Source organism: Hanstruepera marina, from assembly GCF_019880635.1.
In the GTDB taxonomy this organism is placed as follows: domain Bacteria; phylum Bacteroidota; class Bacteroidia; order Flavobacteriales; family Flavobacteriaceae; genus Hanstruepera; species Hanstruepera marina.
Map to the genome: position 1 here is coordinate 306,642 of NZ_JAINVX010000005.1, position 17,622 is coordinate 324,263.

Annotated in this window: 16 protein-coding genes; 15 read left to right on the forward strand and 1 reads right to left on the reverse strand. The window is 33.3% G+C overall.

Annotated features, from left to right (window positions below):
- The first annotated feature begins 4 nt into the window (after window positions 1-4).
- Entirely contained in the window at window positions 5-751 is a 747-nt protein-coding gene (locus K7G76_RS13840; protein WP_223034809.1) for a head GIN domain-containing protein, read from the forward strand.
- A 104-nt stretch (window positions 752-855) separates the two neighbouring features.
- Window positions 856-2,214 carry a hypothetical protein gene (locus K7G76_RS13845; RefSeq protein WP_223034810.1) on the forward strand — a complete coding sequence of 453 codons (1,359 nt, stop codon included), beginning with the start codon at window positions 856-858 and terminating at the stop codon, window positions 2,212-2,214.
- A 42-nt stretch (window positions 2,215-2,256) separates the two neighbouring features.
- Here the strand turns inward: K7G76_RS13845 and gldA are convergent, their stop codons facing one another.
- Entirely contained in the window at window positions 2,257-3,150 is an 894-nt protein-coding gene (gene gldA / locus K7G76_RS13850) for a gliding motility-associated ABC transporter ATP-binding subunit GldA (protein WP_223034811.1), read from the reverse strand.
- Between the two features lie 274 nt (window positions 3,151-3,424).
- Between gldA and K7G76_RS13855 the strand changes: the two genes are divergently transcribed.
- From K7G76_RS13855 to K7G76_RS13915, 13 genes are all read left to right on the forward strand, one after another.
- Complete coding sequence (locus K7G76_RS13855) at window positions 3,425-4,252, forward strand: prephenate dehydratase (protein ID WP_223034812.1); 828 nt, start codon at window positions 3,425-3,427, stop codon at window positions 4,250-4,252.
- Complete coding sequence (locus K7G76_RS13860) at window positions 4,249-5,391, forward strand: pyridoxal phosphate-dependent aminotransferase (RefSeq protein ID WP_223034813.1); 1,143 nt, start codon at window positions 4,249-4,251, stop codon at window positions 5,389-5,391. Before K7G76_RS13855 ends, K7G76_RS13860 begins: the two co-directional genes overlap by 4 nt.
- Window positions 5,392-5,394: 3 nt before the next feature.
- Window positions 5,395-6,246, forward strand: a complete 852-nt coding sequence (locus K7G76_RS13865) for a prephenate dehydrogenase (RefSeq protein WP_223034814.1) — start codon at window positions 5,395-5,397, stop codon at window positions 6,244-6,246.
- A 10-nt stretch (window positions 6,247-6,256) separates the two neighbouring features.
- The gene (locus tag K7G76_RS13870; RefSeq protein WP_223034815.1) at window positions 6,257-7,342 is read left to right on the forward strand and encodes a bifunctional 3-deoxy-7-phosphoheptulonate synthase/chorismate mutase type II; all 1,086 of its coding nucleotides are present in this window, start codon (window positions 6,257-6,259) and stop codon (window positions 7,340-7,342) included.
- 21 nt (window positions 7,343-7,363) lie between these two features.
- Complete coding sequence (gene rsgA / locus K7G76_RS13875) at window positions 7,364-8,314, forward strand: ribosome small subunit-dependent GTPase A (RefSeq protein WP_223034816.1); 951 nt, start codon at window positions 7,364-7,366, stop codon at window positions 8,312-8,314.
- 2 nt (window positions 8,315-8,316) lie between these two features.
- Window positions 8,317-8,772, forward strand: coding sequence for a D-aminoacyl-tRNA deacylase (dtd, locus tag K7G76_RS13880; RefSeq protein ID WP_223034817.1), 456 nt, complete (start codon window positions 8,317-8,319; stop codon window positions 8,770-8,772).
- A 57-nt stretch (window positions 8,773-8,829) separates the two neighbouring features.
- Entirely contained in the window at window positions 8,830-10,737 is a 1,908-nt protein-coding gene (locus K7G76_RS13885; protein WP_223034818.1) for a DUF3857 domain-containing protein, read from the forward strand.
- Window positions 10,738-12,753, forward strand: a complete 2,016-nt coding sequence (locus K7G76_RS13890; RefSeq protein WP_223034819.1) for a DUF3857 domain-containing protein — start codon at window positions 10,738-10,740, stop codon at window positions 12,751-12,753.
- 1 nt (window position 12,754) lies between these two features.
- Entirely contained in the window at window positions 12,755-13,081 is a 327-nt protein-coding gene (locus K7G76_RS13895; protein ID WP_223034820.1) for a nucleotide pyrophosphohydrolase, read from the forward strand.
- Window positions 13,082-13,086: 5 nt separating this feature from the next.
- Entirely contained in the window at window positions 13,087-14,322 is a 1,236-nt protein-coding gene (locus K7G76_RS13900) for a 3-phosphoshikimate 1-carboxyvinyltransferase (RefSeq protein WP_223034821.1), read from the forward strand.
- Between the two features lie 88 nt (window positions 14,323-14,410).
- Window positions 14,411-15,460: a tRNA preQ1(34) S-adenosylmethionine ribosyltransferase-isomerase QueA gene (gene queA / locus K7G76_RS13905; RefSeq protein WP_223034822.1), complete on the forward strand. Its 1,050-nt coding sequence runs from the start codon at window positions 14,411-14,413 to the stop codon at window positions 15,458-15,460.
- Between the two features lie 61 nt (window positions 15,461-15,521).
- Window positions 15,522-16,559, forward strand: a complete 1,038-nt coding sequence (gene rlmN / locus K7G76_RS13910) for a 23S rRNA (adenine(2503)-C(2))-methyltransferase RlmN (RefSeq protein WP_223034823.1) — start codon at window positions 15,522-15,524, stop codon at window positions 16,557-16,559.
- Between the two features lie 84 nt (window positions 16,560-16,643).
- Complete coding sequence (locus K7G76_RS13915; RefSeq protein ID WP_223034824.1) at window positions 16,644-17,621, forward strand: polyprenyl synthetase family protein; 978 nt, start codon at window positions 16,644-16,646, stop codon at window positions 17,619-17,621.
- Window position 17,622: the final 1 nt, after the last annotated feature.

Consider the following 17,622-nt stretch of genomic DNA (forward strand, 5'->3'; position numbering starts at 1 on the left):
GATTATGAAAAGAATAATTTACATAGTAACTGTAGTACTGATTGTTTCTTGTAGTAAGGAAGATGCTTTTGATTGTATTCAAAATGCAGGAACAACAGTTCAACAGGAAGTTAGTGTTACAAGTTTTAGTAAAATTCTCGTAAATCGCGATATTAAATTGGTGGTAAAGGAAGCGGCTGATTTTTCTGTAATTGTTGAATCTGGTGAATATCTAATAAATGATGTTGAAGCAAAGGTTGTTGGAGATGAGTTGCAGCTTAACAATAACAATACCTGTAATTTTGTTCGCGAATATGGACTAACCACTATCTATGTTTCAGCACCTAATATTACCGATATTAGAAGTTCTACACAATACTCTGTTGTTTCTGAAGGGACATTAAATTACGATGTTTTAAAATTGTTTTCTGAAGATGTTAGTGGTGAAGGCACTATAACGAGTGGTAATTTTAGTTTGGCTGTTAATGTCAATAGGCTTCGTATCGTTTCTAACAATTTATCATCCTTTTATATTTCTGGTGAAGTAGACAATTTATTTGTAGGTTTTTATTCTGGCATCGGCCGTTTTGAAGGTGAAAGTTTGGTGGCTCAACATGTTGATGTCTATCACAGAGGGAGCAATGATATTATTGTGAATCCGCAACAAGAATTAACAGGAAATTTATATGGAACAGGAAATTTAATATCGATTAATAGACCTGATGTTATAGATGTTATTCAACATTATACTGGCGAACTTATTTTTGAATAATTTCATTCTAATTTGTGAAACTTTTTATGTCAATTCCATACTTATAATTGATATCTAATTGTAATATGAAGTTTAGAAGTCTTTTTTATGATTCTTCAATTAAAATGAAATCTATTCCTAAAGGCAGATTAATTATAGCTGTCATTATTGGAATAGCATCTGCATTAACTATCTATTCATTTTTTTATGTTTTAAGAGAAGTATTCAGAGTAATGGCAACAAGTTTGGATAATGAGCCTAATATTCTTTCTGAAGAAAATAGAGAATATTACAATCTTTTTTTTGCCTCTTTATCTGTTGTTTTTGGTAATTCTATTGCATTTAATTTTGTTTTTAGCAGACCACAAAAAGTAACTCATAGATTTAACTCAAAGCGAAAACGGCTTTTAAATGATAATATTTTTTTAAGTTTTAATTTTTCATACTGGTTTGCAAAAATAGGCCTTTCCTTTGGTGTTTTTTCTATGTGTTGTATGGAATACGAATTTTTACCATATTTTAAAGAAGTCTCATTTCTTCTTATTCTAGTATTATATTTAGAGTCATTAAAATCTTTTAATTTTTTATTAAAAAATATAACTCGTTTAAAATTTATAGGGTTACATGTTATATTCCTATTATTTATTTCTTTAGGATTAGGTAAAATTAACATCGTTAACTATAAAGGGTTAGACAAAGCTATGCTTAAGAATAACCCAATAATGGAATTGCCATATTCTTCTTATTATAGTGAGCAAAAAAATTTTAGATTTAATTCTGTTACGATAAAACTAGATGAAGATAGTTTAGGAATCCTTCATTTTTACTCTAATAAGAAAAAGTATACTTTTGATGATATACCAGATTTTATTACTCGCGAAAGATCGAATATAAGAGAAGAGATGATTCCGTTTTTTACCATAAGCATTGAAGCCAACAAAAGTTTAAACATCCATAATTTAAAACGTTTGGAACAAATTCTTTTAAATATCGATCAGAGATTAATTTCTTACAAAGTAAGTACTGATGAGGCATTAGAAAATAGATTTGAAGAGAAAGAAATTAGTAAACGTTTAAATAAAGGTTTTTTAAAAATTAGTGATGCTAAAAGCTTGTTGCCACCTTCATTTTTTGATAGTGATTCGCTTGATGCGACTAAATCAAGATTAAGGGATAGTGTTCTTATTTCTGTTGGTAAACAAATTTATTGGAATAATAAATTTGTGAATAAAGATGACTTAATTAAAGAATTTAAAACCCATCAATCTAAAGAAACTATTTTTATTTATCAGTTTGAGGATAAAGCAACATATCAAAATTACATCACAGTTCTTTCGTCCCATTTTAATGCAATAAATCAACTACGGAAAGCTAATCAAACAATCTTCAAGAAGTATGAGTACGAGAATCCAGAAGGATATAGCGATGAACAAAGGAGGTTAAAAGATAAATTCCCAATTATAATTCTGGAAGTGGTTAAGTGAAAATTCTAAAAGCAGAAAATTTCTTAAACTGAAGTTTTATCTCTAATTAGTCAATTCCCTAAACAAACTTTCCAAGCTAGCATTTTTTTGATTGAGCTGAAGGATTTTTAGTTGATTGTCATGCGCAAAATCAAATACATGAGAGCGCATGTCTTCGGCAGTATTAAAAGTAATTTCATAAACAAAATCGTAAGTGTTTGTTACCTGTTTCACTTTAGGTAATTTTAAAAGAAAAGCGTCTTCAACACGATAATCAAATTCAACTATTACAACTTGTTCTTTGTCATCCCGTAATTCCTTAAGTGTTTTATTTGCAACAATTTCACCTTTATTGATGATAATAACCCTATCGCACATAGCTTCAACTTCTTGCATAATATGTGTGGAAAGGAATACGGTTTTATCTTGTCCTAAATTCTTAATCAATTTTCTAATATCAATTAACTGATTTGGATCTAATCCTGTTGTAGGTTCATCAAGAATCAAGACTTCAGGATTATGCAACAAGGCATTAGCTAAGCCAACACGCTGTCTGTATCCTTTGGATAACTGGCCAATTTTTTTGTGCGCTTCAGGTGTAAGCCCTGTTAATTCAATAACCTCTTGAATTCTATCTTTTGAAACACAATAAACTTGGGCATTAAAAGCTAAATATTCTCTAACATATTGGTCTAAATACAACGGATTGTGTTCTGGTAAGTACCCAACACTTTTTTGTACGTCCTGTTTTTGAGAGTCAACATCAAAACTGTTAACTAGTGCTATGCCATCTGTAGCTTCAATAAACGTGGTTAGTATCTTCATCATAGTAGACTTGCCAGCGCCATTTGGACCTAAAAATCCAACAATTTCTGGTTTTTTAACGTTAAAGGATATATTGTTTAACGCCTTTTGGGTTCCGTAAAGTTTTGTGAGGTTTTCAACTTTTATAGACATAGACCGCTTATAATTTGTTTCAAAAATAACTATTATTTTTAAAGGATTTACTTTACGAAAACGTTATAATGCTAAAACAACAGAAAAAAGATTTTGTTTTTTCAATTTATTAATTACTTTAGCCTATGTAATTATGAAAGCAAGTACGAATTTTACATATTATAACTGGTTTTATTTCTTTTATCAAAAAAGAAACGAGACGCAGTATATGTAATTTTTAATTAAAAATATATTAGATAAAAGTCTCGGTTAATAATCGAGACTTTTTTTGTTTATGATAAAATCTGTTGCCATACAAGGAGTTCAAGGATCGTTTCATCATATAGTTGCAAAAAACTACTTTGGTGATACCGTTGTTTTAAAGGAATGTTTGTCTTTTGATAAAGCAGTAGACACCCTATTGTCAAAACAAGCTGATGCTGTTGTTATGGCTATCGAGAATTCTATTGCAGGCTCAATAATACCCAATTATGCTTTGATTGATGGATATAACCTGCATATAGTTGGTGAATATTATTTAGATATTCAGCACCATCTCATGGTATTGCCAGGGCAAACAATTGAAGATATTAATGAGGTATGTTCGCATCCTATGGCTTTGTTGCAATGCAAGGTGTTTTTAAAACAATATCCTCATATTAAGTTGGTTGAAGATAAGGACACAGCCGAAGTGGCCAAACGTATTCAACAAAACCAATTAAAAGGAGTTGCAGCTATTGGAAGTTATCTTGCAGCTGATTTGTTTGAGCTCAACATATTAGCAAGAAGTATTCAAACAATTAAGCATAATGAAACACGCTTTGTTATAGTAAAGCGTGAAAATCATGAAATTCCAAAAGGAGAAATAAATAAGGCATCTATAAAATTTCAACTAGAGCATAAACGAGGGAGCTTGGCTACCATATTAAATGTTATGAGCGATTGTAAATTGAACTTAACCAAAATACAATCGCTACCAAAAATTGAAACGCCTTGGAAATATGCCTTTTTTGTTGATGTTACTTTTGACGATTACAACGATTTTGAAAAAGCACAATCCATTATCAAAATTATGGCAGAAGATTTTAAAGTATTAGGGCTGTATAAACAAGCAAGATCATGATTGAATTAGCAAATCGATTACAAACGGTTGAGGAGTACTACTTTTCTAAAAAATTAAGAGAGGTTAGGTTGCTTATGGCAAATGGTAAGCCCGTTATTAATTTAGGAATTGGTAGCCCAGATTTAAGTCCGCCACAAAAAGTTATCTCGGCTTTAGCCGAGAGTTTTACTAACCCTAAAGCCAATCAATATCAAAGTTATCAAGGCCTTCCAGAGTTGCGCGAAGCCATGGTTTCCTTTTATAGAGAGCAATACAATGTGTATTTAAGCCCATCAACAGAGGTATTGCCATTAATGGGAAGTAAGGAAGGTATTATGCATATTTCCATGGCGTTTTTAAATGCAGGTGATCAAGTTTTAATTCCCAATCCAGGATATCCTACTTACACATCAGTTACAAAGTTGGTAGGTGCAAAACCTATTTTATATAGTTTAACGGAAGAAAATGATTGGTTGCCAGATTTAGAACTTTTAGAAAAGCAAGACTTATCACAAGTAAAACTTATGTGGATAAATTATCCGCATATGCCAACAGGAGCAAAAGGCAGTGATGCTATTTTTACAAGGTTAGTATCTTTTGCCAAGCGGCATAATATTTTATTGGTTAATGATAATCCTTATAGTTTTATTTTAAACACAGAACCTAAAAGCATATTTCAGGTTTCGGGAGCTAAAGACGTGTGTTTGGAACTTAATAGTTTGAGTAAGACTTTTAATATGGCAGGATGGCGCGTTGGGATGGTTTTAGGAAAATCAGAATTTATTAATGCCATTTTGAAAGTGAAAAGTAATATGGATTCAGGTATGCTTTACGGTGTTCAAAAAGCAGCTATTGAAGCCTTAAATTGCTCAAAGCTATGGTATGTTAGCTTAAATCAGGTTTATAAGCAGCGTCGTGAACTAATCTGGAAACTGGCCGATGCCTTAAATTGTACTTACAATAAAAATGCATCGGGAATGTTTGTTTGGGCCAAGTTGCCGCCTTATATAAAATCGGAAGAGTTTATTGATTTACTATTAAAGGAAAATGACATTTTTATTGCGCCAGGAACAATTTTTGGTAGTAATGGCGAAGGCTATGTTAGGTTTTCACTTTGTGCAAATACAGAAGATATTGAAGAGGCTATTGCAAGAATTTAGATTATGAAGAATATTTATATAATAGGTGTAGGGTTAATAGGCGGTAGTATTGCGAAGGATGTTAAACACTTAAATCCTGAAATTTCAATTTATGGAATAGATACCAATGAAGCACATCTAGAAAAAGCTATAAAGCTGGGAGTAATTGATTTTAAGGCAGAATGGAACGATTTAAAACAGGCTGATAGTGTTATTTTATCAATTCCGGTTGATGCAGCTGTAGAGCTTTTGCCTAAAGTTTTAGATGTAGTTGGTGACGATACTTTGGTTATGGAATCTGGTTCTACTAAAGTTGAAATTTGTAAAGCTGTTGAAAATCACTCTAAACGGAGAAATTTTTTGGCAACGCATCCTATAGCAGGTACAGAATTTTCAGGACCGGAAGCGGCTTTGTTAGGTTTATTTAAAGGCAAAACCAATATAATTTGTGAAATAGAAAAAACAGCATTCAAGCTTCAAGAACGCGCTTTAACTATATTTAAAATTATGGGAATGCGCATTCGCTATATGAACCCTGAAGCGCATGACAAGCACATTGCTTATGTGTCGCATTTATCGCATATAAGCTCCTTTATGTTAGGGAAAACGGTTATTGAAAAAGAAAAAAACGAACGCGATATTTTTGATATGGCCGGAAGTGGCTTTGCCTCAACAGTTCGTTTGGCCAAAAGTTCCCCAGATATGTGGACACCAATATTTAAACAAAATAAAACTAATGTGATTGAAACCCTAGAGGAATACATTCAGAATCTAAAAGCATTTAAAACGCATTTGGAAAATGATAATTTTGACAAAATTCATAATGAAATGGCTAATACCAATCATATAAAAGAAATATTAAACGGAATTGCTTAATAATAAGAGTATGGAAAACAAGAAAGAATTAAGAAATTGGTTAGATAACTTTGGATTAAGTCATCCATTGGTAATAGCAGGGCCTTGTAGTGCAGAAACGGAATCTCAAGTGCTTAAAATTGCTCATCAATTAAAAGATAGTGACGCTACAGTTTTACGAGCCGGTATTTGGAAGCCAAGAACAAGGCCAGGAAACTTTGAAGGAGTAGGTGCTTTGGGATTAAAGTGGTTGCAAAAAGCTAAAGAGGAAACCGGAATGCTTATTTCTACAGAAGTAGCTAATGCCAACCATGTAGAATTAGCTTTACAGCACGATGTTGATGTGTTATGGATTGGTGCAAGAACAACAGTAAGTCCGTTTATTGTACAAGAAATTGCAGAAGCTTTAAAAGGAACCGAAAAACCTGTTATGATAAAAAATCCGGTTAATCCAGATTTAGCTTTATGGCTTGGAGCCGTAGAGCGTTTTCATACCGCAAATATTAAGAATTTAGGGGTTATTCATAGAGGCTTTTCAACTTATGAAAAAACGCGTTACCGTAATAACCCAGAATGGCAGTTACCTATCGATTTGCAAAATAGGTTTCCAGACTTGCCATTAATCTTGGATCCTTCACATATTGCTGGACGACGTGATATTATTTTCGATTTATGTCAAACAGCATTAGATTTAAACTATGATGGTTTAATGGTTGAAACCCATTTTGATCCTGATAATGCATGGAGCGATGCTGCTCAACAGATTACACCTGAGACCCTAATTCAGTTTATGGAAGATTTAAAAATTAGAAAAGAAACTGGGGAAGCAGCAGAGTTTAAAAATAAAATTAACACACTTCGTACACAGATAGATGTGATAGACCACCAGCTAATTGAAATGCTCGGTAAGCGTATGAAAGTTGCTGATGATATAGGAGCACTTAAAAAAGAATTTAATGTGGCAGTACTACAAACAAAACGGTGGAATGAAATATTAGGTAAAATGATTTTGCAAGGAGAAGAAAAGAATTTAAGTGAGGAATTTATTTTACGGGTTTTTAAAGCGGTACATCAAGAATCTATAAATCATCAAGAGAAGATTATAAATGCTAATTAGAAATTTAGCATCTTTGTAGTAATGACAGGAATTGTTTATAAATCTACAGGAAGTTGGTACACGGTAAAAACCGATTTAGGTGCTACGTATTTATGCAGAATTAAAGGTAAATTTCGCTTAAAAGGTATAAAAAGCACGAATCCAATTGCGGTAGGCGATATAGTGGATTTTGAGCTCGAAACTAAAAATGATGAGGTTACTGGTGTTATAGAAAATATTCACGGCCGTGAAAACTATATTGTTAGAAAATCGGTTAACCTTTCTAAGCAAACCCATATTATTGCAGCCAATATAGATCAGGTTTTTTTACTGATTACAATTGATAATCCGCCAACATTTACAAGTTTTATAGATCGTTTTTTGGTAACGGCAGAAGCCTATTCGGTTAAGACCATTTTATTGTTCAATAAAATTGATACCTATTATGGTGATGCACTTCATGAGGTGAAATATTTAGCACATGTATATCGTAAAATAGGTTATGAGTGCATTGGCATATCGGCTAAAAATGGTAAAAATATAGACCAGGTTAAGTCCTTAATGAAAGATAAGGTAAGCATGTTTGCTGGCCATTCTGGTGTTGGGAAGTCTACATTGGTTAATGCCATAGAACCTGAACTGGATTTAAAAACAAAAGCTATTTCGTCACAACATATGCAGGGTCAGCACACTACCACTTTTGCCGAGATGTTCGATTTAGGTTTTGGGGCTAAAATTATTGATACACCTGGGATAAAGGGTTTTGGAGTGGTAGATATGGATAAGGAAGAAGTCGGTGATTATTTTCCAGAGTTTTTTGCGTTAAAGCAAGATTGCAAATTCAACAATTGTATACACCTTGACGAGCCTAAATGTGCGGTAAAGGAAGCTTTAGATAATGATGAAATTGCCTATTCTCGTTACCGTAGTTATGTGCAAATTTTAGAAGGCGAAGATGAGCATTACCGAACCGATAATTATGATAATGTTTAATTATGAGAGTAGTTCTTCAACGCGTTTCAGAATCTAGTGTAACTATTAATGATAAACAAGTTGCAGTAATAGGTAATGGGCTTCTAGTGTTACTTGGAATTGTTGATGATGATACTCATGAAGATATAAGTTGGCTGACCAAAAAGATTGTTAATTTGCGCCTTTTTCCAGACGACAATGGTGTTATGAATCGTTCTGTTTTAGACTGTAAAGGCGATATAATTGTTGTAAGTCAATTTACATTACATGCCAACACAAAAAAGGGCAATAGGCCAAGTTATATAAAAGCAGCAAAGCCAGATATTGCCATTCCACTTTACGAGGCTTTTATTAAAGCATTGGAGATCAGCTTGGGAAAGCCTATTCAAACAGGTGAATTTGGAGCCGATATGAAAGTTTCATTAATTAACGATGGACCAGTAACAATAATAATAGACTCAAAAGACAAAAATCTTTAAGCTTTCCTTAAGAGGCTTATAAAAATAATCATATTTTTATATCCATAATTTATTAGCATGCCCAAACCAACCAACCTTATTGCATTTTTCGCTATTTTATGTTTTCACATTTCCATAGCTCAAGAGAATGCTTTACTCATTCCGGATTCTATTCCATTCCAATTGAAAAATAAAGCCAATTCTGTTATACGGCAGAATAAAATGGTAATCGAGATTAAAGATTACAACCATATGATTGTGACCAATAATAGGATTGTTACAGTGTTTAATAAGTATGGAGATTCTGATGCAGGTACCTATGAATCATATAGTAATAATGTCAGTATCCGCGACCTTGAGGCTAGAGTTTATGATGCCAAAGGGAATGAAATAAAAAAGTTTAGAGAAAAAGACTTTATTGATGAAAGCGCTGTTGATGGGATTTCGTTGTATTCAGACAATAGAGTGAAATATTTAGATTATACACCAATTAACTATCCTTATACTATTGTGTATGAATCGGAAGTGGACTACCGTACAACAGCGTTTTTGCCGTCGTGGTATCCAATTGAAGGCTATTACTCTAGTACCCAAAATGCGGAATATCAAATTATCAACAATTCAAGTTCTACTGTTAAGGTTAAAACAGAAAATTTTGGAGACTACGGAATTGAAAAGTTTAGTGATTTTCACTACAAAGCATCGAATTTAATGTCAATTGCACCAGAATCATATAGTCCGCCCTACAAAACATTTGCGCCGAATTTAAAAGCTGCCCTAACTGAATTTGATATGGAAGGTGTAAAAGGTGTTAACAATAATTGGACAGATTTTGGTCAGTGGATGAACGACAAATTAATTACCGGGACACAAGAATTACCTGAAGCGGTAAAATCTGAAGTAAAAGCCTTGACGGCAAATGCAACTACAGATTTAGAGAAAGCAAAAATAGTCTATGAATACATGCAGGGCAAAACACGCTATATTAGTGTTCAAGTGGGTATAGGTGGCTGGAAGCCAATGTATGCTTCAGATGTTGATAGATTAGGCTATGGTGATTGTAAAGCATTGACAAATTACACAAAATCATTACTAGACGAAGTAGGTGTGCCATCATATTATACTATAATTTATGGTGACAAAGACATTAGAAATATTGATAAAGAGTTTTCAGCTACACAAGGAAATCATGCTATACTTTGTCTGCCCAATAATGGAGATTATGTTTGGCTGGAATGTACAAATCAAACGGTTCCTTTTGGATATATAGCTAATTTTACTGACGATAGAGATGCCTTGATAATTACACCCGATGGAGGGAAAATTGTACACACAACAGTGTATAAGGATAAGGACAATATTTTAAATACCAAGGCAACGATTGAATTGGATGCCTCTGGAAATATAGTAGCCAAAGTTAATCTAGAATCTTTAGGCAGCCAATATAGAACCCACGAACGATTATTATATAAAACACATAAGGATCAAGAATTATACTACAAAGAATACTGGGATTACATTAATAATTTATCAATCATATCAAAGTCCTTGACCAATGACAAGGATAATGTGGTTTTTACTGAAAATGTGTCTGTTGAAGGGTTGAAATATGCAACCAAAGCAGGAAATAGGCTGCTTTTTCAACCTAATGTGTTTAACCGTGTAACAAAAGCACCACCTAGATATAAGAAAAGAAAATTGCCTGTCGAGGTTGATAGAGGTTTTGTAGATTATGATGAGTTTATAATAAAACTACCTAGCTCAATTCAAGTTGAAGCATTACAAGATGATATAAACATAAGTAATAAGTTTGGAGAATATGAATTCAGTATCAAGCAGATTAATGATAATGAACTATTATTTAAGCGTAAGTTCTTACTGAAAAAAGGAAACTTCCCTAAAGAAGATTATAAAGATTTTAGAGCCTTTTGGCTAAAGGTTGTAAAATATGATAAGTCTAAAATAGCTTTAATAAAAAAGTCCTAAATGAAAAAAATCACTTTAATTTTATTAGCATTATTTAGTTTGCATGCATCCTCACAAGATTTCCGTTTTGGGAAGGTTAGCAAAGAGGAGTTGTTAGAAAAGCGAAACCCACAAGATACTTCGTCACATGCCACAATTTTGTATCACAATCAAGAAATCTACTATCAGTACAGTCAAAATGATGGCTTTTCACAAGTAAATACAATATATCGACGTATTAAAATTTATGATAATGAAGGCTATGATTGGGCAACTCACCAAATCAGATTATATGATCAATCGGCTTCAAGCGGGGAGGATTTAAAAAACTTAAGGGGCTATACCTACCATTTAGAGAGTGGAAAAGTGAAAAAAACTAAACTAAAAAATGAAAGCATTTTTAACGAAAAAAAAAGTGATGATTGGGAAATACTAAAATTCACGCTGCCTAATATTAACGATGGCGTTGTTATTGAATATGAATATGCCATTCATTCTCCGTATATCGGCATCGAAGATGTGGTTCTGCAAGAATTAATTCCAATCAAGCAATTGGATTTTGAAGTAAGAATACCAGAGTTTTTTAATTTTAATAAAACGGTTAACCCAAAATCAACATATTATCCTGAAGTTTTAGATTCAGAATATGATCGCGTAGAAAATACATATGCAAGAAATAGAGTTACTACAAGTCGAGGAACACAATCAAGTACGACTGAAGCTTCGAAATGGAGATTTAAAGAACGTAAAACAGAAGTACATGAAACTAATATACCGGCTTTGGTTTATGAACCCTATGTAGATAATTTAAGAAATTATCAAACCAGAATTTCTTGGGATTATGCTTTTTTTAAAGGACCAGATGGTGAAATAAAAACCTACTCGACAACATGGGACAAAGTTGTTGAAACCATATATAGAAACGATAATTTTGGAGGGCAACTTAATAAAACAGGTTATTTTGATGATGATCTAGATTCCGTTTTAGCTGGTATAGAAGACCCTATGGAAAAAGCAGCTAGAGTATTTAATTTTGTTAAATCTAAAGTAAAATGGAACGAGATTGTTTCTATTTATTCAAACGATGGAGTTAAGAATGCTTATAAAACAGGTTTAGGTAATGTTTCTGAAATCAACTTAATGCTAACTGCTATGCTGCGTTATGCAGGTTTAACAGCAAACCCTGTTCTGGTAAGTACACGTAGTCATGGAATTCCAATATTGCCTACGCGCTCGGGTTTTAATTACGTTATTTCGGCAATAGAAGTACAAGATGGTTTGATTTTATTAGATGCTACCAACCCTTACGCAACTGCAAATATCCTACCAGAACATGTTATTAATTGGCAGGGCAGAATAGTTCGTGAACATGGTAGTTCGGCATGGATTCCTTTAAATAGCACTGCGCAATCAAAAGAAACTATTTCCTTAAATGTTAAAATAAACGATGATTTGTCAATTGATGGGAAAGTAAGAGATCATTTAACCAATCATTTAGCGTTTAATTTTAGAGAACAATACAACAATATCAATAACGAACTTTATATTCAAAAATTAGAAGAAGGTAAAGGCGAAATAGAAATTTCAAATTTAGAGATAAATGGTGATAAAGAATTAAGTAAGCCAATTATGTATTCGTATGATTACCACCTAGAGAATGCTATAGAAGAAATAGGAGATAAGTTGTATATGTCTCCAATGATTTTTATGGAGCCAAAAGAAAATCCATTTAAACAAGAAACCAGACTTTACCCTATTGATATTATTTATCCAAGATCAGCTAAATATGTTGTAAACCTTATGTTACCAGAAGGTTATGCCGTTGAAAGTTTGCCCGAGAGTACAAAAATTCAATACAACAATAACGAAGGAGAATTTACTTATCTTGCAAGAGAGAATGGTAAAATGTTACAATTCACTATAAGTTTGGATATGAATAGAACATTAATTCTTCCGGAAAACTATCCAGATTTCAAGAAGTTTTTTGAATTAATGATTGAGAAGGAAACCGAAAAAATAGTGCTTAAAAAAGTTTAAAATGAATCTAGAAAACGCGCAAAAAGAAGTTGATAATTGGATTAAAGAACATGGTGTTCGGTATTTTAACGAATTAACAAACATGGCTCAATTAACAGAGGAAGTTGGCGAAGTTGCACGTATTATTGCACGGCGTTATGGTGAGCAAAGTGAGAAAGAAAGCGACAAAGACAAGGATTTAGGAGAAGAATTGGCCGATGTTGTTTTTGTGGTACTGTGTTTAGCTAACCAAACCGGAATTGATTTGCAAGAAGCCTTTTCCAAAAAAATGCTCAAGAAAACCAAGCGCGATCATGACCGTCATCAAAACAACACCAAGTTGAAATAGTTATCATGACTATAAAGCTTCAAAAATCGGTACTATCAAATATTGATACTACAATTGCAATAACGGGTTCTAAAAGTGAATCTAATAGATTGTTGTTGCTTCAGGCTTTATTACCAAATCTGAAAATTAATAATCTATCAAATTCAGATGATTCCAAGGTCATGCAAAAGGCTCTAGGTGTTAAAAACCCTAAAGAGGTTGATGTGCATCATGCAGGCACAGCCATGCGTTTTTTAACTGCATACTTTTCAACGCAGCAAGGGCAAGAGGTTGTTCTAACTGGTTCTTCAAGAATGAAAGAACGCCCAATAAAGATATTGGTTGATGCCTTAGTTCAATTAGGCGCAGATATTTCTTATTTAGAAAACATTGGCTTTCCACCTTTAAGAATTAATGGTAAGGCATTAACAAAACGTCAAGTAAACCTCCAGGCCAATGTGAGTAGTCAGTACATTTCGGCATTATTGCTAATAGGATCACAACTAAAAAACGGTATTGAGCTGACTTTAGAAGGTAAAATAACATCAGTCCCATACATAAAAATGACATTGAGCTTACTTGACCAATTGGGAATTGAAACCTTATTTTCAAACAATACAATAATTGTTAAACCAAAATCAAAAATTGAGGATACATTAATTACTGTAGAAAGCGATTGGTCATCAGCATCATACTATTTCAGCTTAATAGCTTTAAGTGAGATTAACACTCAAGTTACGTTGACATCCTATAGGCAAAATAGTCTTCAAGGTGATTCTCGACTAACAAAAATATATGAACACTTTGGAGTGGTTTCTAACATCAAAAACAACAAACTCGTTCTTCGTAAGGTTGCGAATATTGATAATACATCGCGAATTGTATTGGATTTGTCTGACGCACCAGACATAGCACAAACCATTGCTGTAACATGTTTTGGTTTAGGTTTACAATGTCAGCTTACAGGATTACACACATTAAAAATTAAAGAAACCGATAGACTATTAGCTTTAAAGGCTGAACTGGAAAAACTAGAGGCAAGGGTAGAGGTCACAGAGTCAACCTTAATGTTGCACCCTACAACTAAAGCTATAAAAAGCAATGTATTTATTAACACTTATAATGATCATAGAATGGCCATGGCTTTTGCACCTTTGGCATTAAAAACTGATATTTATATCAATGATGCAGTTGTGGTTTCAAAATCTTATCCAAGCTTTTGGGATGACATGAATACTCTTGGAATTAAAGTATCTCAATAATAATTGCCTAAATACTTGACAACCCCTACTTTCAGATTGTATATTTGCAACTTTGCAAAATTAAATACAAACAAAATATAATAGGCATATGAAATTATCCCATTTTAACTTCGATCTTCCTGATGAATTATTAGCCGAGTATCCATCTGAAAATAGAGATGAATCTCGATTAATGGTTTTGAATAGAAAAGATCAAACTATTGAACACAAAATGTTTAAAGACATCATTGATTATTTTAATGAAGACGACGTGATGATTTTAAACAATACCAAAGTGTTTCCTGCAAGATTATATGGGAATAAGGAAAAGACTGGAGCAAGAATAGAGGTTTTTTTACTTCGCGAATTAAACGAAGAACAACGTCTTTGGGATGTGTTGGTAGACCCAGCTCGTAAAATAAGAATAGGTAACAAATTATATTTTGGAGAAGAAGAATCGTTAGTGGCAGAAGTTATCGATAACACGACCTCAAGAGGGCGAACCTTACGTTTTTTATACGACGGATCTTACAGAGATTTCAGGGCAAAACTTACAGAACTAGGCGAAACACCGCTTCCAAAGTATATTAAAAGAGATGTACAGCCAGAAGATGAAGAACGCTACCAAACCATTTTTGCGAAAAACGAAGGAGCAGTTGCTGCACCAACAGCTGGATTGCACTTTTCTAAACATTTATTAAAACGTTTGGAAATCAAGGGTGTAAATTTTGCTGAAGTTACTTTACATGTTGGTTTAGGTACATTTAATCCAGTTGAGGTTGAAGATCTTTCAAAACACAAAATGGATAGTGAAGAGATTATTATCGATTCTAAAGCAGTTAATACAATTAATACAGCAATAAAAAATAAAAAGAGAGTGTGTGCAGTAGGTACAACAGCCATGCGCTCAATCGAAAGTTCTGTGTCGTCTAGTGGGACATTAAATGAATTCAATGGTTGGTCAAATAAGTTTATTTTTCCACCTTATGATTTCAGTATCGCTAATTGTATGATTACCAATTTCCATATGCCAAAATCTACTTTATTAATGATGGCTTCTGCGTTTGCAGGTCACGATTTCATTAAAAAGGCTTATGAAGAGGCTGTAAAAGAAAAGTATAAATTTTATAGTTATGGTGATGCCATGCTAATTTTATAAACAAAGAGAGCCTTGTTAATCAAGGCTTTTTTTTGCTGTACGTTTAACTCGTTGTACAATTATGAATACCAAAAAAGACATTCGGGCACTATCTAAAGAAGAACTTCGAGATTTTTTCGTGAAAGAAGGAGATAAAGCTTTTCGCGGAAATCAAGTTTACGAATGGCTATGGGTGAAATCGGCTCACAGTTTTGACGATATGACCAATATATCCAAAGAAACGCGAGCTATGCTTGAAGAAAATTTTGTTATTAACCACATTAAGGTAGATGCCATGCAGAAAAGTTCTGATGGCACCATAAAAAATGCCGTAAAATTACATGACGGATTAATTGTTGAATCTGTATTGATTCCAGCAAAAAATAGAACAACAGCCTGTGTGTCTAGCCAAGTAGGCTGTAGTTTAGACTGTAGGTTTTGTGCAACTGCACGATTAAAGCGTATGCGTAACTTAAATCCAGATGAGATTTACGATCAAGTAGTGGCAATTGATAAGGAAAGTCGTTTGTACCACAACAGACCTTTGAGCAATATTGTATTTATGGGAATGGGAGAACCACTCATGAATTATAATAATGTTTTAAAGGCTATTGATAAAATTACTTCAGAAGAAGGCTTGGGAATGTCACCAAAGCGAATTGTAGTATCTACTTCAGGTGTGCCTAAAATGATAAAAAAAATGGCAGATGATGGTGTTAAATTTAAATTGGCCGTGTCCTTACATTCTGCCATAGATGAGGTTAGAACTTCTATCATGCCGTTTAATGCTACCTTTCCTTTAGCTGATTTACGTGAAGCTTTACAATACTGGTACTTAAAAACGAAAAACAGAATTACTTACGAATATGTAGTTTGGAAGGATATCAATGATAAGCAAAAGGATATTGATGCCCTGGTAGAATTTTGCAAGTTTGCACCAAGTAAGGTTAATTTAATAGAGTATAATCCAATAGATGACGGCGAATTTCAGCAGGCTAGTAATCAGGCAATTGATAAGTATGTCAGTCAGCTTGAAAAAAATAATATTACAGTTACTGTTAGGCGCTCAAGAGGTAAGGATATCGACGCTGCTTGTGGCCAATTGGCCAATAAAAGTTAGTGGATGGCTTTTTTCCAATATTTCAGAATAGTTTTTCACGTGCATTTTCAGTAAGTTTGTTACCCTTCAATTATAGATTGGTATTTGAAAATTGTAGAGCAAATAAAACACCCTATTGCCTTTGAAATGGAACTTTTCGAGCAAAAGTTTCAGTTGTCAATGTCTTCCAAAGTTGCACTCTTAAATCGTATTACCCATTATATTGTAAACAGAAAAGGAAAGCAAATGCGGCCTATGTTTGTTTTCTTGGTAGCCAAAATGGTGGCAAATGGTGAAGTAAACGAACGTACTTATCGAGGGGCATCTGTTATAGAGTTAATTCATACAGCTACATTAGTACACGACGATGTAGTAGATGATAGTAATAGGCGTCGTGGCTTCTTCTCAATTAATGCCTTATGGAAAAATAAAATAGCCGTTTTGGTTGGTGATTATTTGCTTTCTAAAGGGTTGCTTTTATCAATAGACAATAATGATTTCGATTTATTAAAAATCATTTCAATTGCGGTACGGGAAATGAGTGAGGGTGAGTTACTTCAAATTGAAAAAGCAAGAAAACTGGATATCACCGAAGCCGTTTATTATGAAATTATTAGACAAAAAACGGCAACATTAATCGCTGCCTGTTGTAGTTTGGGAGCAGCTTCTGTAAAACCAGATTCTAGCGATGTGGAGCGTATGAGGAAATTTGGGGAGCTGATAGGCATGGCTTTTCAAATAAAAGATGACTTGTTTGATTACGGTGAAGATAAAATAGGTAAGCCAACAGGTATTGATATTAAAGAACAGAAAATGACCTTGCCATTAATTCATGTTCTAAACAATGCATCAAAGAAGGACAAAAGCTGGTTAATAAACTCAATAAAGAATTACAATAAGGATAAAACCAGAGTAAAAGAAGTTATAGCTTATGTAAAGGCCAATAACGGATTAGATTATGCTATTGAAAAAATGAAAGATTTTCAAAAACAAGCATTGGCTATTTTAGAAACGTATCCAGAATCAACTTACCGCTCGTCTTTAGAACTTATGGTTAATTATGTGATTGACCGAAAAAAATAAT